Here is a 20,297-nt window from a genome sequence, read left to right as displayed (position 1 = left end):
ATGACCCCAGACTGGGGCAGAGCGTGATGTTCTGCTGCTGACGGGGAGGAGGTACGGGCATGCGCGCGATACGTCGGGGCTTCGGGGCGTTCGCCACCGTGGCCCTTCTGATCACCGGGACGGCCGCGGCCGCCGAGCTGCGGACCGCTCCCGCCCCGGCCGAGGACCTCCCCGTCGCCACCCCCGCGGCCGGGGATCCGGAGAACTTCGGAGCCTCCTGCCGCACCGTCGTCGAGGGCTCCCGCGTCACCGCGCACTGCAGCAACCCGTATCCCCGCACCGACCGGATCCGGCTCCACGTCGAGTGCGAGCGCTGGTGGGACGTCGACGGCGACAGCGCCCCGGTGGAGGTCGGACCCGCCGACTACGCCCGGGTCACCGGCCGCTGCTGGAAGGAGGTCCGGTCCGCCTGGGTCACGCACCAGCCCGCGGATCCGGCTCCCGCTCCGGGGTCTCCTCCGGTACGGGGCTCCTGAGGCACATGAAGGGGTAGCCGGCCGCCTCCGTGGCCGCCCGCTCGGCGTCGCCCTCGCGGATCGCGTCGACCAGGCGCGCGTGGTCCATGTGGTTCTCCGGCCGCAGCACCTGCCCCACGTCGTCGCGCAGCCAGTCCCGCAGCAGATCGCCCAGGTCCGCGTAGAGCTCCGTCAGCACCTCGTTGCCCGAGGCGGCGACCACCGCGTGGTGGAAGGCCGCGTCGACCGTCACGAACCGCTCCGCGTCCCCGGACTCCCATGCCTCCTCGCGCCGGAGCAGCAGGGCGTCCAGCTGCTTCAGGTCCCGCTCCGAGCGGCGCCCGGCGGCGAACCGGGCGGCGGCGGACTCCAGGGTGGAGCGCAGCTCGGCGACGTGCCGGGGGTCGGAGCCGGCGAAGCGCCGGTGCATCACCCCCGCGAGCTCGCTGGTGGCGACGACGTACGTCCCCGAGCCCTGGCGGATGTCGAGCAGTCCGTTGTGCGCGAGCGCGCGGACCGCCTCGCGCACCGTGTTGCGGGCGACGCCCAGCTGCTCGACCAGCTCGGGTTCGGTCGGGATGCGTGATCCCACCGGCCATTCGCCGGAGGTGATCTGGTTCCGCAGCTCGGCGATCACCTGATCGGAGAGACCGGTGCGCCGGGGGTGACCGAGGGCCATGGAGCGCCTTCCCATTCGTTCGAGATTGGACAACCAATCATCCCATGATTCTATGATGGCCTCATGCCTGACGAGCCGAAGACCCTCGACCCCGCCGCGACCCCGGCGGACACCACCGCACGACCGGCCGGGCCCACCGCACGCCCGGCCGCGACCGCCACCACAGCCGGGGATTCTCCCGCACCCGACCGGGCCGCGGCGCCGCGCACCTGGCCCCTCGGCCTCGTCGCCGTCGGACTCGTCCTGGCCGCCCTCAACCTGCGGCCCGCCATCACCAGCCTCGGCGCCCTCCTCGAAGAGGTCAGCCACGACCTCCACATGAGCGGCAGCGTGGCCGGCGTCCTCACCTCCGTCCCCCCGCTCTGCTTCGCGGTCTTCGGCATCACCGCCCCCCGCCTCGCCCGCCGCTTCGGCCCCGCCGCCGTCGTCTGCGCGGGCATGGCCGCGATCTTCGCCGGCCTCGTCCTCAGGCCCTTCGCGACCGGCACCGCCGCCTTCCTCGCCGCCAGCGCCCTCGCCCTCATGGGCATCGCCGTCAGCAACGTCCTGATGCCCGTCATCGTCAAGCGGTACTTCCCCGACCGCGTCGGCAGCATGACCGGCCTCTACTCCATGGCGCTCGCCCTCGGCACCTCCGTCGCCGCGGCCGCCACCGTCCCCATGACCGACGCCCTCGGCGGCGGCTGGCGCCTCGGCCTCGGCGTCTGGGCCGTCCTCGCCGCGCTCGCCGTGCTGCCCTGGCTCCCGCTCCTGCGCGACCGGGGCGGCGACACCACGCCTCCGGCCGCCGCCCCCGAGACGGCGCCCGCGGCGCCCGCGCCGCGCATCACCCGCAGCCGCACCGCCTGGGCGCTCGGCGTCTTCTTCGGCCTCCAGGCCACGGGCGCCTACATCACCATGGGCTGGATGCCGCAGATCTTCCGCGACTCCGGCGTCCCCGCCACCACCGCGGGCGTGCTCCTCGCCGTCACCATGGTCATGGGCGTCCCGCTCGCCTTCGTCATCCCCCGCCTCGCGACCCGGATGAAGAACCAGGGCCCGATCGTCATCGCGCTCGGCCTGTGCGGACTCACCGGCTACACCGGGCTCTTCCTCGCCCCCGCCGCCGGAGCCTGGGTCTGGGCGGTGCTCCTCGGCATCTCCAACTGCTCCTTCCCGCTCGCCCTCACGATGATCGGCATGCGCTCGCGCACCGGCGCCGGCGTCGTCCGGCTCTCCGCCTTCGCGCAGAGCGTCGGCTACCTCATCTCGATCCCCGGCCCCCTCCTCGTCGGCGTGCTCTACCAGCACAGCGGCGGCTGGGGACTGCCGATCGCCCTCATGGGCGGACTGATGGTGCCGCAGATGATCGTCGGAACCCTCGCGGGAAGGGACCGGACGGTCGAGGACGAATGCTGAGATGCGAGACTGTTCCCATGCCCTTCCTCGAACCCAACCCCCAGAACGGCCAGAAGAAGCTGCTCGCCGTGCTCGGCGCGATGCTCGGCATCACGATCGTCATCGCCGTCATCGCCTCCTTCGCCTCCCCGTGAGATGACCTCCGCGGGCAGGGGGTGACCCCCGGGCCCGGAGGCGATCTCCCCCCAGGGGGTGGGGATACCCCCCGCATCCCCTAGGGGGCGGGTCTCAGGGTGAAGTGGGTGGATCACCGGATGGGCCGGAGGACGCGCGATCCGTACGTTGGTGACAACGGCGAAAGCGCGGAACTCACTCCTGGAGGCGGTCATGTCGGCCCCCACGCACCCCGGCATCCGGACCACGACCACCGGCGTCGACACCCGGCTGCCCTGGTGGGCCCTCGTCCTCCCCGCAGCCGCCTTCCTCGCCCTCCTGATGCTCATGGCCGGACCGGGCGAGGCCCAGGCGGCGACGGGTGACGCGGCGGTCGGCAGGGTCCTGGAGCACCTCTGGCAAACGCTCCCTCTCTGAGTCGCGGTGGCCTGTTTCGTGCGAAGCTGTGGACCATGAGCGTCGACACACCCCGCAGGATCGTGCTGCTCCGGCACGCGAAGGCCGACTGGAACGACGAGTCCGACCACGAGCGACCCCTCGCCGACCGGGGCCGCACGGACGCCCCGGTGGCCGGCCGCAAGCTCGCCGACAGCGGCATCGCCTTCGACCTGGCCCTCTGCTCGACAGCCGCCCGCACCCGCGAGACGTGGAAGCTGGCCGTCCACGAACTCCCGCACCGCCCGAAGACCGTGTACGAGGAGCGGCTGTACGAGGCCTCGCTCGGCGAGCTCATCGCCGTGGTCAACGAGACCCCGGACACCGTGAACGACCTGCTGCTCATCGGCCACAACCCCGGCATGCACGCCCTCGCGGACGCCCTGGCGGGCGAGTCCGAGGGCGACCTCCTGCCCCGGATGAACCGCAGCGGCTTCCCCACCTCCGCCTTCGCCGTCATCGCCTTCGACGGCTCCTGGAAGTCCGTGGAGCACGGCGTCGGCCGCCTCGTCGACTTCTGGACCCCGCACGCCTGATCCCTCAGCCGTACGCGGAAGGGCCCGGGCGTCGACCGACACCCGGGCCCTTCTCCGTACCCCCACCGCTCAGTGCGGCAGGTCCTCCTCGCCGAAGTCCGCGGCCTCGACCTCTTCGCGCGTGATGCCCAGCAGATACAGCACGGTGTCGAGGAACGGCACGTTCACCGCCGTGTGGGCCGCCCGCCGCACCACCGGCTTCGCGTTGAAGGCCACCCCGAGCCCGGCCGCGTTCAGCATGTCCAGGTCGTTGGCGCCGTCGCCGATCGCCACGGTCTGCGCCAGCGGCACCCCCGCCTCCGCGGCGAACCGGCGCAGCAGTCGCGCCTTGCCCGCCCGGTCGACGATCTCGCCGGTCACCCGGCCGGTGAGCTTCCCGTCCACGATCTCCAGCGTGTTGGCGGACGCGAAATCGAGGCCGAGGCGCTCCTTCAGGTCGTCGGTGACCTGAGTGAACCCGCCGGAGACGACGCCCACCTGGTAGCCGAGCCGCTTGAGCGTACGGATCAGGGTGCGGGCGCCGGGCGTCAGCCGCACCTCGGCGCGGACCTTGTCGACCACCGAGGCGTCGAGGCCGGCCAGCAGCTCCACGCGCGCGTGGAGCGACTGCTCGAAGTCCAGCTCGCCGCGCATCGCCGCGGCCGTCACCTCGGCGACCTTGTCCTCGCAGCCCGCGTGCGCGGCGAAGAGCTCGATCACCTCGTCCTGGATCAGGGTCGAGTCGACGTCCATGACCACCAGCCGCTGGGCCCGCCGGTGCAGCCCGGCGGAGACCACGGCCACGTCCACCCCGACGCTGTGCGCCTCGGTGGCGAGGGCGGTCCGCAGCGGCTCGGTCCCGCAGCCCGAGACGGCGAACTCCACCGCCGTCACCGGGTACTTCGCGAGGCGGAAGATGCGGTCGATGTTGCCGCCGGTCTCCGCGATCCTGGCCGCTATGGCCGCCGTCTGCTCGGCGGTCAGCGGGTTGCCGAGCACGGTGACGTGCGAGCGCCCCTCACCACGGGGACGGTTGTCGCCCGTGCCGGAGATGATCTCGGCCTGGAGCTTCAGGGACTCGGCCCAGCTGTGGATGGTGGCCCGCAGTTCGCCCTGCGAGGCGACGGTGGGCTCGGTGACGAGCGCGCACAGGACGAGGCGGCCGCGGGAGACCACCTGCTCGATGTCCACGACGTCGACGGAGTAGGCGGCGAGGGTGTCGAAGAGTCCCGCGGTGATCCCGGGACGGTCCTTCCCGAAGATCTTGACGAGAAGGGTGGGAACGTCTGAGGTCTGCGATGCGCTCATGGTGGTTCCACCGTATCGGGCACCGTACGCGCCCCGACCGCCCGTCCCGCCCTGCGGACACCCGAGTGGTCCAGGAGTTGCCCCAAAGGTCTTCACGTGGCCCGACTTTCCGATACGGGACCGGGCCTGAAATAGTTCCCCAGGATGATTCGCCATCCCTGGACTCCCGACGACGGGGGTGCATCGGGGGACAAGTAGTGGGGCATGGAGTGCCAGAACTCGTACTGGAATTGAACGGCAGGACCTGGACGCTGGATCCGTCCCGGTCGTACACCCTGGGCAGGGACCCTCAGGGCGACCTGGTCATCGACGACGCCAGGGTCTCGTGGCGGCACGCCACCATCAGCTGGGGCGGGCGGAGCTGGGTCATCGAGGACCACGGCTCCACGAACGGCACCTTCGTCCAGGGCCAGCGGATCCACCAGGTGGAGATCGGTCCCGGCTCGGCCGTCCACCTGGGCAACGCCACCGACGGCCCGCGGCTGAATCTCGCCTCCTCCGGCGCGGCCGCCGTGCCGCAGCAGCAGGCCCCGGCCCATCAGGCGCCCGCCCACCAGCCCGCCGCCGCGGCCGCCGCGGCCCAGGCCGACTGGGCCACGCACCAGGCGCCGCCGCAGCACCAGGCGCCCCCGCAGCAGCAGGGCTGGCAGCAGCAGGCCCAGCAGCCGCCCGCCCCGCACCAGGTCCCGCATCAGCAGGGACCCGGACCGGGGCACCCCGGTGGCGCGGCGGGCGCGTCGTCGGCCTACGCCGACCGCAGCCCCACCACGTTCCACCAGCTGGCCCTCGGTCACGTCATGCGGATCGGCCGTGCCCTCGAGAACGAACTGGTCGTCTCCGACCTCCAGGTCTCGCGGAACCACGCCGAGTTCCACGCGACGCCCGACGGCCGCTTCGAGATCCGCGACCTCGGCTCGCACAACGGCACCTACGTCAACGGCCAGCCGATCCCCAAGGGCGGCAGCGCCCTCCTCGGCCCGCAGGACATCGTCGGCGTCGGCCACTCGACCTTCCGCATCGTCGGCGGCCAGCTGGAAGAGTTCGTCGACACCGGTTCGGTCTCCTTCTCGGCCCGCCACCTCACGGTCACGGTCGACGGCGGCAAGCAGATCCTCAAGGACGTCACCTTCGGCGTCCCGGAGAAGTCGCTGATCGGCGTCATCGGCCCGTCCGGCTCCGGCAAGTCCACCCTCCTCAAGGCGCTGACGGGCTACCGCCCGGCCAACGAGGGTGACGTCCTCTACGACAACCGAAGCCTCTACAAGCAGTTCGCCGAGCTGCGCCAGCGCATCGGTCTGGTCCCGCAGGACGACATCCTGCACAAGGAACTGACCGTCGTGAAGGCGCTGCGCTACGCGGCCAAGCTCCGCTTCCCCGGCGACACCGCCACGGCCGAGCGCGAGGCCCGCATCGACGAGGTGCTGCGCGAGCTCAAGCTCGACATCCACAAGGAGAAGAAGGTCACCTCCCTCTCCGGTGGCCAGCGCAAGCGCGTCTCCGTCGCCCTTGAGCTCCTCACCAAGCCCTCGCTGATCTTCCTGGACGAGCCGACCTCCGGCCTCGACCCGGGCATGGACCGCGACGTCATGCAGCTGCTGCGCGGCCTCGCGGACGACGGCCGCACGGTCCTCGTCGTCACCCACTCGGTGGCCGAGCTGGGCCTCTGCGACAAGCTGCTGGTGATGGCGCCCGGCGGTTCCGTCGCGTACTTCGGCCCGCCGGAGGAGGCGCTGAACTTCTTCGGCTACTCCACCTGGGCCGACGTCTTCTCCGCCTTCGAGAACTACCGCGACTACGACTGGGCGGGCCGCTGGAAGGGCTCGCAGCACTACCAGATGTACGCCGCGGACATCGACGCCGTCGCCGCGCAGCCCGTCCAGATGCCGCAGCAGGCGATGGCCAGGCCGCCGAAGCCGCAGGGCTGGGGCTCGCAGCTGTGGACCCTGATCCGCCGCTACGTCTCCGTCATCGCCTCCGACAAGGGCTTCATGGCCCTGATGGTGATCCTGCCGGCCGTCCTCGGAGCGGTGTCCGTCGTCATCCCGGCCGACTTCGGCCTCGGCAGGCCCACGCCGCCGTCCCGGTTCAACGGCGACGCCGGCACGATCATGCTGATCCTCGCGGTCGGCATGTGCTTCTCCGGCGCGGCCAACTCCGTCCGAGAGCTGATCAAGGAACGGGTCATCTACGAGCGGGAGCGTGCCGTCGGCCTGTCCCGGTCCGCGTACCTGATGTCCAAGGTCATCGTCCTCGGCGTGATCACGGCCTTCCAGGGCGTCATCATCTGCGGCATCGGCTTCTCCACCCGCGCGCTGCCCGAAGAGGGCCTGTTCATGCCGCCGGCCGTCGAGCTCTGCGTCCAGGTCATCGCGCTCGGCCTGACCTCGATGATGGTCGGCCTGGTCATCTCCGCCCTGGTGAAGACCGCCGAGAAGACGATGCCGCTGCTCGTCATGTTCGCGATCATCCAGGTCGTGTTCACCGGCATCCTCTTCCAGGTCTACGGCTCGCCCGGCCTGGAGCAGTTCGCCTGGCTCATGCCCTCCCGCTGGGGCATCGCCGGCGCCGGCACCACCCTGGACCTGGCGCACCTCATGCCCCCGTGGGACCACAAGGACCCCACGAACACCGACCCGCTGTGGGAGCACACGGTCGGCCAGTGGAGCCTCGACCTCGGCATCCAGCTGCTCATGGCCACGCTCTGCTGCGTCCTCGTGGCGCGGCTGCTGCGCCGCCACGAGCCCGAGGTCATGCGCAAGTAACGGCAGCCCCGAAGGGCGGCACCCCGTGCGGGGTGCCGCCCTTCGGCGTGTCCGAGGAGACTCAGTACGCGCTGTTGACGTTGTCGATCGAGCCGTAGCGGTCGGCCGCGTAGTTGGCGGCGGCGACGATGTTGGCGACCGGGTCGTACTGGTCGAACTTGGTGCCGGGGATGTGGTACGCCTTGAACGTCGGGTAGATCACCTGGAGCAGGCCCTTGGACGGGACGCCGTTGATGGCGTTGATGTCCCAGTTGTTGATGGCGTACGGGTTGCCGCTGGACTCGCGCATGATGTTCTTGTGCAGGCCGTTGTACGTGCCCGGGATGTTGTGCTTGTCCATGATGTAGAGCGCCTCGCGGATCCAGCCGTCGAGGTTGTTCGCGAAGACCGGGGTGCGGGCGACGGAGCGGCTCGCGGCCGTCTTCTCCGCGGCGCGCTTCTTCGCGGCGGCCTTGGCCTTCGCCTTGGCGTCGGCCTTCGCCTTCGCGGCGGCCTTGGCCTTGGCGTCCGCCTTCGCCTTCGCGGCGGCCTTGGCCTTGGCGTCCGCCTTCGCCTTCGCGGCGGCCTTGGCCTTCGCCTCGGCCTCCTGCTTGGCCTTCAGGCCGATCGTGGACTGCTGCTGGTCGATGCTGGCGGCCAGCGCCTTGGCCTGCGGGCTGTTCGCGTTGTACGACCAGGCGACCTGCTGGGTGCCGGCGAGAGCCTGCGGCTCCGTCTCGGTGCTGCCGTTGCCCGGCACGAGGGAGAGGGTGAGGGCTGCGGCGCCCAGGGCGGCGACGCCGGCGATCGTGGCCTTGTGGGTCTTCTTCAGACCACGACTGTGGCCAGGGGTGTTCGCAGACATGCAGGACTACCTCTTCGAATCGCTGGGGGTCGCTCGGCCGGGGCGGCGCTGCGCCTGCTCGGCGGCGACGGGGGCAATTCTTAGCGGCAGCAAAATCCCGTGGCAAAGGAGTGACGTACGATCCCGGGTAGTGGATCAGGGTCCCGTGCACCCGCCACACAGAGCCCCCTGTGGCCCGTTTTCTCCGTCCAAATCCGGCATACGGGGTCCACTAGGGGGCTTCGTAAGTGATGTGCGTCCTATGCGCGGCCTCACATCGGCCACGTAACGAACTCACCAGACGTTGCGTCAGCAATGCACACGGTGAGCATCCTCCTCCGGAAGGAGGAGATGGACGTCGCCGAACTCGTGCCAGAGGTAGCGCCCCTTCACCGCGGCGGCGTACGCGCTCCGCAGCGCCGGGCGCCCGGCGACCGCCTCCAGCATCAGCAGGTGCGAGGCCTCCGGCTCGTGCAGCCCCGTCAGCAGCCCGTCCACCACCCGCACCCCGCGCGCCGGCGTCACGACGAGACCGGTCCAGCCGGCCCGGGCCCGCACCGTCCCGTCCAGCCCCGCCGCCGACTCCAGCGCCCGCACCACCGTCGTCCCCACCGCGATCACCCGCCCGCCCCCGGCGCGGGCCGCGTTCACCAGGGCCGCCGTCCCCGCCGGGACCTCGAAGCGCTCCGGGTACGGCGGCTCGTGCGCCTCCGCCGACGCCACCCCCGTATGCAGGGACAGCGGAGCGAGCCGTACGCCCCGGTCGACCAGCTCCGCCACCAGCCGGGCCGTGAAGGGCCGCCCCGCGCTCGGCATCTCCGCCGAGCCCGACCCGTCGGGGGAGGGCCGCGCGAAGACCGTCCGGTACGCCGACAGGGGCTGGTCCCGCTCCGTGTACCCGTACCGGATCGCCCGCCCGTACCGCGCCATCAGCCCCGGCACGTCCCCGTCCGCCCGCGCCCACCACAGTCGCCCGCTCCCCGGCACCAGCGGCTCCGCGCACACCAGCCGCGCCCCGCCCGGCAGCCGTACGACCGCCCCCGCCGGACCGCCCCCACGCGGGCGCGTACTGCCCGACCCGTTCGGCGTCCGCAGCTCCACGGCCCACCGACCGTCGTCCCCGCGGGTCGAGAAGTGCACCACCACCGCCTCCCCGCCCGGCTCGGGACCCATCCGGCCGTCCACCGCCGCCGCCAGCGTCGTCGACGTGTTGACGACGAGCACGTCCCCGGCGCGCAGCAGCCCGGGCAGCTCCCCGAAGGAGTGGTGCGACACCGCCCCGCCCCGCGACACGAGCAGCCGCACGTCGTCCCGGCCCCGCCCCGGCCCCCGCTGCTCGGCGGGCACCCGGGCCGACAGCTCCTCCGGGACCCGCAGCCCTTCGAGCCCGTCGGACAGCACGCTCACCGGACCGCCTCCGCCCACTCCTGCGCCGCGTACCGCCCGCTCGCCGGCCGCTCGTCGAGCAGCCGCAGGAACACGGGCGCGATCTCCGCCGGAGTCGGCGTCCCCGACAGGTCCTCACCGGGCTCCGCGGCGGCCAGCATCTCCGTACGCATCGAGCCCGGGTCCACCCACCAGACCCGCAGCCCCGGCTCCTCCACCGCCAGGACCGCCGACAACAGGTCGAGCGCCGCCTTCGTCGCCCCGTAACCGCCCCACGTCCGGTAGGCCGTCACGGCCGCGTCCGAGCTGAGCCCGATCACCGCACCCGCGGGCGCCGCCCGCAGCAGCGGCAGCGCCTCCTGGAGCAGCCCCAGCGGAGCCACCACGTTCACCTCCAGAGCGGCCCGGAAACCGTCCAGCGGGTGCTCGCCGAGCGGCACCAGCGGCTCCGCGCCCAGCACGGCCGCGTTGTTCACCAGCAGATCGAGCCCACCGAGCTCCCGCGCCGCGGCCACCAGCTCCCGCCGGTGCGCCGCGTCCGTCACGTCCCCGGCCCGCGCCACCACCCGGGCCGCGCCCCGCGCGCGTGCCTCCTCCGCACTCTCCTCCAACGCCTCCGACGAGCGCGCGTCGAGCACCAGGTCCCAGCCCCGGCCGGCGAGCGCGTGCGCCAGCGCCCGTCCCAGACCCCTCGACGCCCCCGTGACGATCGCTACAGCCATGACGTCCATCCCCTCTCCTCGTGGATGGCTCAAGCCTCCGGCGCCGCCCCCGCCCACCGCCTCGTCCCGGGGCCCGGACCACCGAGGGCACTTCGACCTAGGTCCCGGGACCCGCCCCACCCTCGTCCCCGGTCGGATACGGACCGTCACACCCCGCCGGTACCGTGAACACATGAGCCATCGACCGAGCTCCGGCCTGGCCGCCGTGAGCACCGCGCTCCTGGCGATGAGCCGCCACCTGGAGGTCCGCGACGTCCTCAAGACGATCGTGGCCTCCGCCCGCGAGCTGCTCGACGCCGAGTACGCGGCCCTGGGCGTCCCCGACGACCACGGCGGCTTCGCCCAGTTCGTGGTCGACGGCGTCAGCGAGGAGCAGTGGAAGGCGATCGGCCCGCTGCCCCGGCAGCACGGCATCCTCGCCTCGATGCTCCACAAGGCCGAGCCCGAGCGGCTCGCCGACGTCCGCCAGGACCCCCGCTTCGAGGGCTGGCCCGACGCCCACCCCGAGATGTCCGACTTCCTCGGCCTGCCCGTCAGGGACGGCGACGAGATCCTCGGCGCCCTCTTCCTCGCCAACAAGCGCTGCCCGAAACCCGGCGGCGGCTGCGGCTTCACCGCCGAGGACGAGGAGCTCCTCTCGATCCTGGCCCAGCACGCGGCCATCGCCCTCACCAACGCCCGTCTGTACGAGCGCAGCCGCGAGCTGACCATCGCCGAGGAGCGCTCCCGCCTCGCCCACGAGCTGCACGACGCCGTCAGCCAGAAGCTGTTCTCGCTGCGGCTGACCGCCCAGGCCGCCGCCGCCCTCGTCGACCGCGACCCGGCCCGCGCCAAGGGCGAACTCCAGCAGGTCGCCGCGCTCGCCGCCGAGGCCGCCGACGAGCTGCGCGCCGCCGTCGTCGAGCTCCGGCCCGCCGCCCTCGACGAGGACGGCCTCGTGCACACGCTCCGCACCCAGATCCAGGTCCTCGACCGCGCCCACTCGGCCCGCGTCACCTTCGAGAGCCCGGGGACCCGCGCCCTGCCCGCCGCCCAGGAGGAGGCCGTCCTGCGGGTCGCCCAGGAGGCCCTGCACAACGCGCTGCGGCACGCGGACGCGGAGCTCGTCGCGGTCTCCCTCACCCGCAGCGGCCAGGGCGCGCTGCTCACCGTCACCGACGACGGCAAGGGATTCGACCCGCGGACGGTCCGCCGGGCCGGCCGCCACCTCGGCCTGGTCTCCATGCGGGACCGGGCGGGCGGCGTCGGAGGGCGGCTCACCGTGACCTCGGCCCCCGGCGAGGGCACCACGATCGAGATGGAGGTTCCCGGTGGCTGACAAGCCGATCCGTGTCCTGCTGGTCGACGACCACCAGGTCGTCCGCCGAGGCCTGCGCACCTTCCTGGAGGTGCAGGACGACATAGAGGTCGTGGGGGAGGCGGCGGACGGCGCCGAGGGCGTCGCCCGCGCCGAGGAGCTCCGCCCCGACGTGGTCCTCATGGACGTGAAGATGCCGGGCACCGACGGCATCGAGGCGCTCAAACGGCTCCGCGAGCTCGCCAACCCCGCCAGGGTCCTGATCGTCACCAGCTTCACCGAGCAGCGGACGGTCGTCCCCGCGCTCCGGGCCGGCGCCTGCGGATACGTCTACAAGGACGTCGACCCGGACGCCCTGGCCGGCGCGATCCGCTCCGTCCACGCGGGGCACGTCCTGCTCCAGCCCGAGGTCGCGGGCGCGCTGCTCGCCCAGGAGGACTCCCACGGGGGCACGGGGCGGGGCCCGTCCCTCACGGAGCGGGAGCGGGAGGTCCTCGGCCTGATCGCGGACGGCCGGTCCAACCGGGAGATCGCCCGCGCCCTCGTCCTCTCCGAGAAGACGGTCAAGACGCACGTCTCGAACATCCTGATGAAGCTCGACCTCGCGGACCGGACCCAGGCGGCGCTCTGGGCGGTGCGGCACGGCCTCACGCCCTGACGCGCGGCGGACACGCGCCCTTCACGCGCCGGGGCGCACGACCGTTCAGTCCTTCATACCGTCGTGTGTATGTCCCCCGTTCGGCGCAACCCGACGGGGGGTGCGGCGTTCTCCATGGCGTGCTGCGGCGGACCGCCGCAGCGATTGACCAGGAGGAAGTACCAAGTGAAGAACCTCAAGAAGGCCGCTGTCCTCACCATGGTCGCCGGTGGCATCGTCGCCGCCGGCGCGGGTGTCGCCTCCGCGAACGCGGACGCCAACGGGCAGGCCCTCCACTCGCCGGGCGTCGGCTCCGGCAACCTGGTGCAGGTCCCGGTCCACGTCCCCGTGAACGTCTCCGGCAACACGGTCAACGTGATCGGCCTGCTCAACCCGGCCTTCGGCAACGGCGCCGTCAACGGCTGACCCCCCTCACGAACCCCCGCCGCCCGGACGATCCCCCCGGGCGGCGGGGGTTTTCCGTTCCCGCGTTGCGGGCCGAGGATCAGAAGCCGCGATCGCGTTCGCGTTCCTCCACGTACGCGTTGTACGCGGCGACCTGTGCCCGACGCGCCACCCGTTCCACCGGCCGCAGCGCCGCCCCCCGCGCCGCCATCTCCGAGGCGCTCACCGCGCCCCCGTGACCGTGGTCGTACGCCAGGTTCACGAGCAGGCCGATCCGCTGCGCCAGCTCCAGGACCCGTACCGCCCGCGGCGGATAGCCAGGGGCCAGCACCTCGCGGCCCACCTCCGCCCGCGCCCGGTACGCCTCCCGTGCCGCGTCCGCCGCCGGGCCCGAGGCCGCCACGTCCAGCCGGGTCAGCACCGCCGTCGCGTCCCGCAGCGCCTCCGCCAGCTCCCGCTCCGCCTCGCCCAGCGACGGCACGTCCGCCGGCGGCGCCTCCCGCACCGCGAGGCAGTGCCAGACCACCGAGACGTGCACGTCACCCGCCGGCCCCGCCTCCGTGACCTCGGGCACGAGACCGTACGGCGCGCCGAAGCCCACCACGGCCTCCTCCGCCTCCAACGCGCGCGCGTTGAAGTCCGGCGGCCCGCTCAGCCCCAGCGGATGCCCCGGCGCCGGCAGCGCGACCCGCCACCCGGTCACCCCCAGCCGCCGCAGCCGGCCCAGCGCGAGCGTCAGCCCCACCGGGCCCGCCTCACCCGGCAGCCCCTCCACGCGGTGCACCGCGTCCTCCCCGACAATCGCCGTCGCCGCCTCGTCGGGCGACACCGCCCCGGCCAGCAGGGCATTGCCCCAGGCGGCCAGACGTCCTGAGCGTGGTTCCGAAAGCATCCCCCCAGACTAAGGACTGAAAGGAAGCCCTACGGACCGGTCCGCTCCGTCGATAACGTAGGTTTTCCCCTGGACGCCGCGCCCACCGGCGCATGGCGACGACAAGACTCGACCGCAAGGGGAGACAACGCGCTCATGAGCGATGTACTGGAGCTGGTGGACGTATCCGTGGTCCGCGACGGACGGGCTCTGGTGGACGAAGTCTCCTGGTCGGTCAAGGAGGGCGAGCGCTGGGTGATCCTCGGACCCAACGGCGCCGGCAAGACCACCCTTCTGAACATCGCCTCCAGCTACCTCTTCCCCACCAAGGGCACCGCGCAGATCCTCGGCGAGCGGCTCGGCGGAGTCGGCACCGACGTCTTCGAGCTCCGTCCCCGCATCGGCATGGCCGGCATCGCCATGGCGGAGAAGCTCCCCAAGCGCCAGACCGTCCTCCAGACCGTCCTCACCGCCGCGTACGGCATGACCGCCACGTGGAACGAGGACTACGACCCGGTCGACGAGCAGCGCGCCAAGGCCTTCCTCGACCGCCTCGGGATGAACGACTACCTGGACCGGAAGTTCGGCACCCTCTCCGAGGGCGAGCGCAAGCGCACCCTGATCGCCCGCGCGATGATGACCGACCCGGAGCTCCTCCTCCTCGACGAGCCCGCCGCCGGACTCGACCTGGGCGGCCGCGAGGACCTGGTCCGCCGCCTCGGCCGGCTCGCCCGCGACCCGTACGCCCCCTCCATGATCATGGTCACCCACCACGTGGAGGAGATCGCCCCCGGCTTCACCCACGTCCTGATGATCCGTCAGGGCAAGGTCCTCGCCGCGGGACCCGTCGAGATGGAGCTGACCTCCCGCAACCTCTCGCACTGCTTCGGCCTCCCGCTCGTCGTCGAGCGCGTCGGCGACCGCTGGACCGCCCACGGCCTGCCCCTGAAGTGAACCGCCAGGGCACCGGCGTCCCGCACAGCCGCCCGCGCCCTGTCCCGGAGGTGCCCCACCGCCCTACCATGACCACGTGGACATCGACGCGTGGGTCTGGTGGCTGATCGGCGCGGTGGGGCTCGGCATTCCGCTGGTCCTGACCGCGATGCCCGAGTTCGGCATGTTCTCCGTCGGAGCGGTCGCCGGGGCGGTGACCGCGGCCCTCGGCTTCGGCGTCGTCGCCCAGGTGCTCGTCTTCGTCGTCGTCTCCGTGGCGCTCGTCGCCGTGGTGCGCCCGATCGCGGCCCGGCACCGCGCCGGCGGACCCGGACTCGCCACCGGCGTCGACGCCCTGAAGGGCCGTCAGGCCGTCGTCCTCGAAAGGGTCGACGGCGGCGGGGGACGCATCAAACTCGCCGGCGAGGTCTGGTCCGCCCGGACGCTCGACACCGGCCAGACCTTCGAACCGGGCGAACAGGTCGACGTCGTGGACATCGACGGGGCGACCGCCGTGGTCATGTGACCGAACCTCGCCCATGACGCTCCGCCGTCTGGGAAACTCGATCATCGGAAGAAACCCGGCAGACAACCGGCAGCGAAGGGCACGGGGAACACGATGTCAGCAGTCATCATCGTCCTGATCATTCTGGTGGTGCTCGTCTTCATCGCCCTGATCAAGACGATCCAGGTCATCCCGCAGGCGAGTGCGGCGATCGTGGAGCGCTTCGGCCGCTACACCCGCACGCTCAACGCCGGACTGAACATCGTCGTCCCGTTCATCGACTCGATCCGCAACCGGATCGACCTCCGCGAACAGGTCGTCCCGTTCCCGCCGCAGCCGGTGATCACCCAGGACAACCTGGTCGTCAACATCGACACCGTCATCTACTACCAGGTGACCGACGCCCGCGCCGCGACCTACGAGGTCGCCAGCTACATCCAGGCGATCGAGCAGCTCACCGTCACCACCCTGCGCAACATCATCGGCGGCATGGACCTGGAGCGGACCCTCACCTCCCGCGAGGAGATCAACGCGGCCCTGCGCGGCGTCCTCGACGAGGCCACCGGCAAGTGGGGCATCCGCGTCAACCGCGTCGAGCTCAAGGCCATCGAGCCGCCGACCTCCATCCAGGACTCGATGGAGAAGCAGATGCGCGCCGAGCGCGACAAGCGCGCCGCGATCCTCACCGCGGAGGGCACCCGCCAGTCCGCCATCCTCACCGCGGAGGGCGAGAAGCAGTCCGCGATCCTCCGTGCCGAGGGCGAGTCCAAGGCCGCCGCCCTGCGCGCCGAGGGCGAGGCGCAGGCCGTCCGCACGGTCTTCGAGGCCATCCACGCGGGCGACCCGGACCAGAAGCTCCTCTCCTACCAGTACCTCCAGATGCTCCCGAAGATCGCCGAGGGCGACGCCAACAAGCTCTGGATCGTGCCCAGCGAGATCGGCGACGCCCTCAAGGGCCTCTCCGGAGCCCTCGGCAACGCGGGCGGCGGCGTTCCCGGCTTCAACGTCAAGGGCGACGTACCGTCCGCGCGGCGAGACGAACCCTCAGTCGACTGACACGTACACGTAATCCTCGTGCATGATCGGTGCGAGCCCCTCGACCCCGGCGCCGCCAGGGCGGGGAGGCGAGCCACTGACCATGTAAGGAGATGGCGTTGTCCATCTGGGAAGCCCTGGCAGTCTTCGCCGCCGGCATCGGCGCCGGCACCATCAACACGATCGTCGGATCGGGCACGCTGATCACGTTCCCGGTCCTCCTCGCGACCGGACTCCCGCCGATCACCGCGAACGTCTCCAACGCCCTCGGCCTCGTCCCCGGATCCATCAGCGGAGCCATCGGCTACCGCCGCGAACTCAAGGGCCAGAAGAGCCGCGTCCTGCGGCTCGGCACCGCCGCCCTCCTCGGCGGCCTCATCGGCGCGATCCTGCTCCTGGCCCTGCCCTCCCAGGCCTTCGACGCGATCGTCCCCGTCCTCATCGGACTCGCCCTCGTCCTGGTCCTGCTCCAGCCCCGCATCGCCGCCGCCGTGAAGCGCCGCCGCGAACAGACCGGCACCGAGGCCCACCCCGACGGCGGCCCCGCCCTCCTCGTCGGCCTCTTCCTCGCCAGCATGTACGGCGGATACTTCGGCGCCGCCCAGGGAGTCCTCTACCTCTCCCTCATGGGCCTGCTCCTCAACGACGACCTCCAGCGCATCAACGCCGTCAAGAACATCCTCGGCGCCCTGGTCAACGGAGTCGCGGCCGTCTTCTTCCTCTTCGTCGCCGACTTCGACTGGACCGCCGTCCTGCTCATCGCCGTCGGCTCCACCCTCGGCGGCCAGCTCGGCGCCAAGGTCGGACGCAGACTGCCCCCGACCGTCCTGCGCGGCGTGATCATCGCCGTCGGCATCGTGGCCATCCTGCAACTGACCCTCGGCTGACCGGGAAACGGAAGGGCCCGCCTCCCACCGGGGGAGACGGGCCCTTCCGTACGACCGCGGATCAGGCGCCTAGGCGGCCGAGTCGAGCAGCCAGTCCGGCAGCTCCGACCGCGAGCTCGCCCGCATCGCGAGCAGCATCGCGTCCGCCGGAGTCGGCTCGAACGGCTGGTGCAGCAGCGGCATCCCGGCCTGCTCCGGCGTCCGGTCGGCCTTGCGGTGGTTGTCCTCGGCGCAGGAAGCGACCGTATTCAGCCAGCTGTCCCCGCCGCCCTGCGCCCGCGGCACGACGTGGTCCACCGTCGTCGCCCGCCGCCCGCAGTACGCGCACCGGTGCTGGTCCCGGACCAGCACCCCCCTCCGCGACCACGGTGCCTGTCTTCGGAACGGCACCCGTACGTACCGGCAGAGCCTGATCACCCGCGGCACCGGCAGATCGAGCGCGGCGCCCCGCACCCTCAGCTCGGGATGGGCCTGCTCGACGACGGCCTTGTCCTGCAGGACAAGCACCACCGCACGGTTGAGTGTGACCGTCGACAGCGGCTCGAAGCTCGCGTTCAGTACCAGCGTGTCCCGCATGTTGCCCACCTCCCGTGTGCCGGCCCCAGCCCCGGGAGGGGTCTTCGGGCTTGGATCAACGATGGCCGGGCCGGCCGGGTCGGACAACGCAATTTCTCGCGAAACAAAAGATGCCTGCTTCTGATCTCTCCAAGACCAGAAGCAGGCAAACAACAAACGAACGATCAGCCCGCCGCGGGAGCCGTGTAGGAACCGACCAACTGGGCACGGCCGAGCGTGTGGAACCGCAGGTTGAACCCCACCGCGGCAGGCGACGTGTCGGCGTCGGGGCCGAGCTTCTCCTGATCCACCGCGTACACCGAGAACACGTACCGGTGCGACTCACCCGCAGGCGGAGCGGCACCGCCGAAGTCCTTCGAGCCGTAGTCGTTCCGCGCGTGCACGGCACCCGCCGGCAGTCCCTCGAACGACCCGGACCCGGCACCCGCCGGCAGCTCCGTCACCGACACCGGGATGTCGAACAGCACCCAGTGCCAGAACCCGCTGCCCGTCGGGGCGTCCGGGTCGAAGCACGTGACGGCGAAGCTCTTCGTCCCCGCCGGGAACCCCTCCCAGCTCAGCTGCGGAGAGACGTTCCCCCGCGCGTACACCTGAGCGTCCTTCAGGACCTCACCCGGCGCCACGTCGTCGCTCACCACGGTGAACGCCTCGACCGGCGGATGGAAGTCGTGGGGAAGCGGCGCCCTCTTGCCCTCGGACACGTCGAGTACCTCCGAATCGTCCGTCAACGCTGACGCAGCCGAGCCTAGAGCCAGTTGCGACGGCCGCCGACCTCGGCGAGCCACTGGTTCAGGTAGGCCGCCCAGTCGGTCGTGTGGAAGTCGTGCAGGCTCACCGTGAACGCGCGGAACGAGTCGCTGCCCTCGGTGAACAGACCCGGCTTCTTGTCCATCTCCAGGACGACGTCCATCTCACGGTCGTCCGCGACGAAGCTGACCTCGACCTGGTTCAGCCCCCGGTACTGCTGCGGCGCGAAGAACTCGATCTCCTGGTAGAAGGGAAGCCGCTGACGCGTCCCCCGGATGTGCCCGCGCTCCATGTCCGCGCTCTTGAAGCGGAAGCCCAGCTGGATGAAGGCGTCCAGGATGGCCTGCTGCGCCGGCAGCGGGTGCACGTTGATCGGGTCCAGGTCACCGGAGTCCACCGCACGGGCGATCTCCAGCTCGGTCGTCACACCGATGTTCATCCCCCGCAGCTGCTGCCCGGCGACCGAGGTGACCGGCGTCTCCCACGGGATCTCCAGACCGAACGGCACCACGTGCACGGCGCCGGCCTTGACCTCGAAGGCCCCGCCCAGACGCACCTTCACGAACTCGATGTCCTGCTTGTGCTCCTGGTCACCGCCCTCGACCTCGACCCGCGCCTGCAGCCCGACGGAGAGCCCCTCGATCTGCTGGTCGACGCTGCCGCCCTGGATCCGCACCTCGCCCTGGACGACCCCACCAGGGACGACGTTCTCCTCGGTGAGCACCGTCTCCACGGTGGCCCCACCGGCACCCAGGCTCGCGAGCAGCTTCTTGAATCCCATGACTTCCACTCCTTCTAGGGTCCTGACCCCTACATACGCGCGACGACCGTAGCCGGTTCCCCACTACTCTCGGGCGCCATGAGCGAGAGCCCCGACCGTACGCCGCTCCCACGGGCCTTCTTCGACCGCCCCGTCCTGGAGGTGGCCCCCGATCTCCTCGGCCGCACCCTCGTCCGCACCACCGACGAGGGCCGCATGGAGCTGCGCCTCACGGAGGTGGAGGCGTACGCCGGCGCGATCGACCCCGGCTCGCACGCCTTCCGGGGCCGCACCGCCCGCAACGCCGTCATGTTCGGACCCCCCGGACACGCGTACGTCTACTTCACCTACGGCATGTGGCACTGCCTGAACCTGGTGTGCGGCCCCGAGGGCCACGCCGGCGGAGTCCTGCTCCGCGCGGGTGAACTCGTCGAGGGCGCGGACCAGGCCCGCCCCCGCCGCCGCTCGGCCCGCTCCGACCACGAGCTGGCGAAGGGCCCGGCCCGTCTCGCCACCGCCCTCGACGTCGCCCTCTCCCTCAACGGCACCGACGTCTGCGCGGGCCGGGACGCACCGCTCGCCCTCCTGACGGGCACGCCCCCCGCCCCGGACCGGATCAGCAGCGGCCCCCGCACCGGCGTCGGCGGCGAGGGAGCTCCGCACCCCTGGCGCTTCTGGATCACCGAGGACCCGACGGTGAGCCCGTACCGCGCGCACACCCCCAGGAAGAGCCGCCTTGACTCGGGCCGCCGAACCTCGTAACGTAGCCCGAGCCGCTGGAAACGGTCTGCTTGTTCAAGCACCCCGCAGCGGCCACCCACTACTCGATATGACTTCCCCAGCAGGGGCTTATTTCGGCATGCCGGAATTCGAATTCGACGGGCTCGATTATGAGTCGCCGAAGAAATCAGCTAAAGTAGTGGACACGCCGGAAGGGCCCGGAGCGAAAGCAAAAGGGACCGGAAAGCACCGAGGAAATCGGATCGGAAAGATCTGATAGAGTCGGAAACGAAGGAAGCGCCCGGAGGGCCTGGAAACAGGAACGAA

The 20,297-nt window shown here is 71.7% G+C and carries 23 protein-coding genes; 14 read left to right on the top strand and 9 right to left on the bottom strand.

Annotated elements, in window-relative coordinates; genetic code table 11:
- Nucleotides 1-59: 59 nt before the first annotated feature.
- Nucleotides 60-476: a hypothetical protein gene (locus tag ABTY59_RS35690; protein ID WP_352023309.1), complete on the top strand. Its 417-nt coding sequence runs from the start codon at nt 60-62 to the stop codon at nt 474-476.
- Here the strand turns inward: ABTY59_RS35690 and ABTY59_RS35685 are convergent.
- The gene (locus ABTY59_RS35685; protein WP_352023308.1) at nt 415-1,134 is read right to left on the bottom strand and encodes a FadR/GntR family transcriptional regulator; all 720 of its coding nucleotides are present in this window, start codon (nt 1,132-1,134) and stop codon (nt 415-417) included. The two genes, ABTY59_RS35690 and ABTY59_RS35685, sit on opposite strands and share 62 nt — an antisense overlap.
- 63 nt (nt 1,135-1,197) lie before the next feature.
- Between ABTY59_RS35685 and ABTY59_RS35680 the strand changes: the two genes are divergently transcribed.
- The 4 genes from ABTY59_RS35680 (at nt 1,198) to ABTY59_RS35665 (ending at nt 3,617) form a co-directional block, all read left to right on the top strand.
- Nucleotides 1,198-2,532, top strand: coding sequence for a CynX/NimT family MFS transporter (locus tag ABTY59_RS35680; protein ID WP_352023307.1), 1,335 nt, complete (start codon nt 1,198-1,200; stop codon nt 2,530-2,532).
- Between the two features lie 17 nt (nt 2,533-2,549).
- Nucleotides 2,550-2,666, top strand: coding sequence for an SGM_5486 family transporter-associated protein (locus tag ABTY59_RS35675; RefSeq protein ID WP_352023306.1), 117 nt, complete (start codon nt 2,550-2,552; stop codon nt 2,664-2,666).
- Between the two features lie 193 nt (nt 2,667-2,859).
- Nucleotides 2,860-3,063, top strand: a complete 204-nt coding sequence (locus tag ABTY59_RS35670) for a hypothetical protein (protein ID WP_352023305.1) — start codon at nt 2,860-2,862, stop codon at nt 3,061-3,063.
- Between the two features lie 35 nt (nt 3,064-3,098).
- Entirely contained in the window at nt 3,099-3,617 is a 519-nt protein-coding gene (locus tag ABTY59_RS35665; protein WP_352023304.1) for a SixA phosphatase family protein, read from the top strand.
- A gap of 69 nt (nt 3,618-3,686) precedes the next feature.
- Here the strand turns inward: ABTY59_RS35665 and serB are convergent, their stop codons facing one another.
- A complete protein-coding gene (serB, locus tag ABTY59_RS35660) occupies nt 3,687-4,904 on the bottom strand; it encodes a phosphoserine phosphatase SerB (protein WP_352023303.1) in 1,218 nt (405 codons plus the stop codon).
- A gap of 197 nt (nt 4,905-5,101) precedes the next feature.
- Here serB and ABTY59_RS35655 point away from each other — a divergent pair, with 197 nt between their 5' ends.
- Entirely contained in the window at nt 5,102-7,666 is a 2,565-nt protein-coding gene (locus ABTY59_RS35655) for an ABC transporter ATP-binding protein/permease (RefSeq protein WP_352023302.1), read from the top strand.
- 61 nt (nt 7,667-7,727) lie between these two features.
- Here the strand turns inward: ABTY59_RS35655 and ABTY59_RS35650 are convergent, their stop codons facing one another.
- The 3 genes from ABTY59_RS35650 to ABTY59_RS35640 all read right to left on the bottom strand — a co-directional run bounded on the left by ABTY59_RS35650 (nt 7,728) and on the right by ABTY59_RS35640 (nt 10,597).
- On the bottom strand, nt 7,728-8,510 hold the full coding sequence (locus ABTY59_RS35650; RefSeq protein ID WP_352023301.1) for a transglycosylase SLT domain-containing protein: 783 nt from the start codon (nt 8,508-8,510) through the stop codon (nt 7,728-7,730).
- A gap of 288 nt (nt 8,511-8,798) precedes the next feature.
- Nucleotides 8,799-9,896 carry an S-adenosylmethionine:tRNA ribosyltransferase-isomerase gene (locus ABTY59_RS35645; protein ID WP_403541947.1) on the bottom strand — a complete coding sequence of 366 codons (1,098 nt, stop codon included), beginning with the start codon at nt 9,894-9,896 and terminating at the stop codon, nt 8,799-8,801.
- Nucleotides 9,893-10,597, bottom strand: coding sequence for an SDR family oxidoreductase (locus ABTY59_RS35640; RefSeq protein WP_352023299.1), 705 nt, complete (start codon nt 10,595-10,597; stop codon nt 9,893-9,895). The genes ABTY59_RS35645 and ABTY59_RS35640 overlap by 4 nt, the downstream gene beginning before the upstream one ends.
- Nucleotides 10,598-10,769: 172 nt before the next feature.
- Between ABTY59_RS35640 and ABTY59_RS35635 the strand changes: the two genes are divergently transcribed.
- The 3 genes from ABTY59_RS35635 (at nt 10,770) to ABTY59_RS35625 (ending at nt 12,957) form a co-directional block, all read left to right on the top strand.
- Entirely contained in the window at nt 10,770-11,915 is a 1,146-nt protein-coding gene (locus ABTY59_RS35635) for a GAF domain-containing sensor histidine kinase (protein WP_352023298.1), read from the top strand.
- Nucleotides 11,908-12,552: a response regulator gene (locus ABTY59_RS35630; RefSeq protein ID WP_352023297.1), complete on the top strand. Its 645-nt coding sequence runs from the start codon at nt 11,908-11,910 to the stop codon at nt 12,550-12,552. Before ABTY59_RS35635 ends, ABTY59_RS35630 begins: the two co-directional genes overlap by 8 nt.
- Before the next feature lie 165 nt (nt 12,553-12,717).
- On the top strand, nt 12,718-12,957 hold the full coding sequence (locus ABTY59_RS35625; RefSeq protein ID WP_352023296.1) for a chaplin: 240 nt from the start codon (nt 12,718-12,720) through the stop codon (nt 12,955-12,957).
- A 79-nt stretch (nt 12,958-13,036) separates the two neighbouring features.
- Here ABTY59_RS35625 and ABTY59_RS35620 read toward each other — a convergent pair whose 3' ends face one another.
- On the bottom strand, nt 13,037-13,828 hold the full coding sequence (locus ABTY59_RS35620) for an Rv1486c family protein (protein ID WP_352023295.1): 792 nt from the start codon (nt 13,826-13,828) through the stop codon (nt 13,037-13,039).
- 135 nt (nt 13,829-13,963) lie between these two features.
- On the opposite strand from ABTY59_RS35620, the gene ABTY59_RS35615 reads away from it, so the two are divergent.
- The 4 genes from ABTY59_RS35615 to ABTY59_RS35600 all read left to right on the top strand — a co-directional run bounded on the left by ABTY59_RS35615 (nt 13,964) and on the right by ABTY59_RS35600 (nt 17,167).
- A complete protein-coding gene (locus tag ABTY59_RS35615) occupies nt 13,964-14,761 on the top strand; it encodes an ABC transporter ATP-binding protein (protein ID WP_352023294.1) in 798 nt (265 codons plus the stop codon).
- Nucleotides 14,762-14,837: 76 nt separating this feature from the next.
- Nucleotides 14,838-15,266, top strand: coding sequence for an NfeD family protein (locus ABTY59_RS35610; protein ID WP_352023293.1), 429 nt, complete (start codon nt 14,838-14,840; stop codon nt 15,264-15,266).
- A gap of 93 nt (nt 15,267-15,359) precedes the next feature.
- On the top strand, nt 15,360-16,301 hold the full coding sequence (locus ABTY59_RS35605) for an SPFH domain-containing protein (protein ID WP_352023292.1): 942 nt from the start codon (nt 15,360-15,362) through the stop codon (nt 16,299-16,301).
- A gap of 92 nt (nt 16,302-16,393) precedes the next feature.
- Nucleotides 16,394-17,167: a sulfite exporter TauE/SafE family protein gene (locus ABTY59_RS35600; RefSeq protein ID WP_352023291.1), complete on the top strand. Its 774-nt coding sequence runs from the start codon at nt 16,394-16,396 to the stop codon at nt 17,165-17,167.
- A gap of 69 nt (nt 17,168-17,236) precedes the next feature.
- Here ABTY59_RS35600 and ABTY59_RS35595 read toward each other — a convergent pair whose 3' ends face one another.
- From ABTY59_RS35595 to ABTY59_RS35585, 3 genes are all read right to left on the bottom strand, one after another.
- On the bottom strand, nt 17,237-17,743 hold the full coding sequence (locus ABTY59_RS35595) for an HNH endonuclease (protein ID WP_352023290.1): 507 nt from the start codon (nt 17,741-17,743) through the stop codon (nt 17,237-17,239).
- A 164-nt stretch (nt 17,744-17,907) separates the two neighbouring features.
- Nucleotides 17,908-18,444: a YbhB/YbcL family Raf kinase inhibitor-like protein gene (locus ABTY59_RS35590; RefSeq protein WP_352023289.1), complete on the bottom strand. Its 537-nt coding sequence runs from the start codon at nt 18,442-18,444 to the stop codon at nt 17,908-17,910.
- 44 nt (nt 18,445-18,488) lie between these two features.
- Nucleotides 18,489-19,271, bottom strand: coding sequence for a sporulation protein (locus tag ABTY59_RS35585; protein ID WP_352023288.1), 783 nt, complete (start codon nt 19,269-19,271; stop codon nt 18,489-18,491).
- A gap of 78 nt (nt 19,272-19,349) precedes the next feature.
- Between ABTY59_RS35585 and ABTY59_RS35580 the strand changes: the two genes are divergently transcribed.
- Nucleotides 19,350-20,012: a DNA-3-methyladenine glycosylase gene (locus ABTY59_RS35580; protein WP_352023287.1), complete on the top strand. Its 663-nt coding sequence runs from the start codon at nt 19,350-19,352 to the stop codon at nt 20,010-20,012.
- Nucleotides 20,013-20,297 lie beyond the last annotated feature (285 nt).

The sequence above is a fragment of the Streptomyces sp. NPDC096079 genome (assembly GCF_040303145.1).
Taxonomy (GTDB): domain Bacteria; phylum Actinomycetota; class Actinomycetes; order Streptomycetales; family Streptomycetaceae; genus Streptomyces.
The sequence above is the reverse complement of the archived record's forward strand: the minus strand, read 5'-3'. Positions and strand labels throughout refer to the sequence as shown.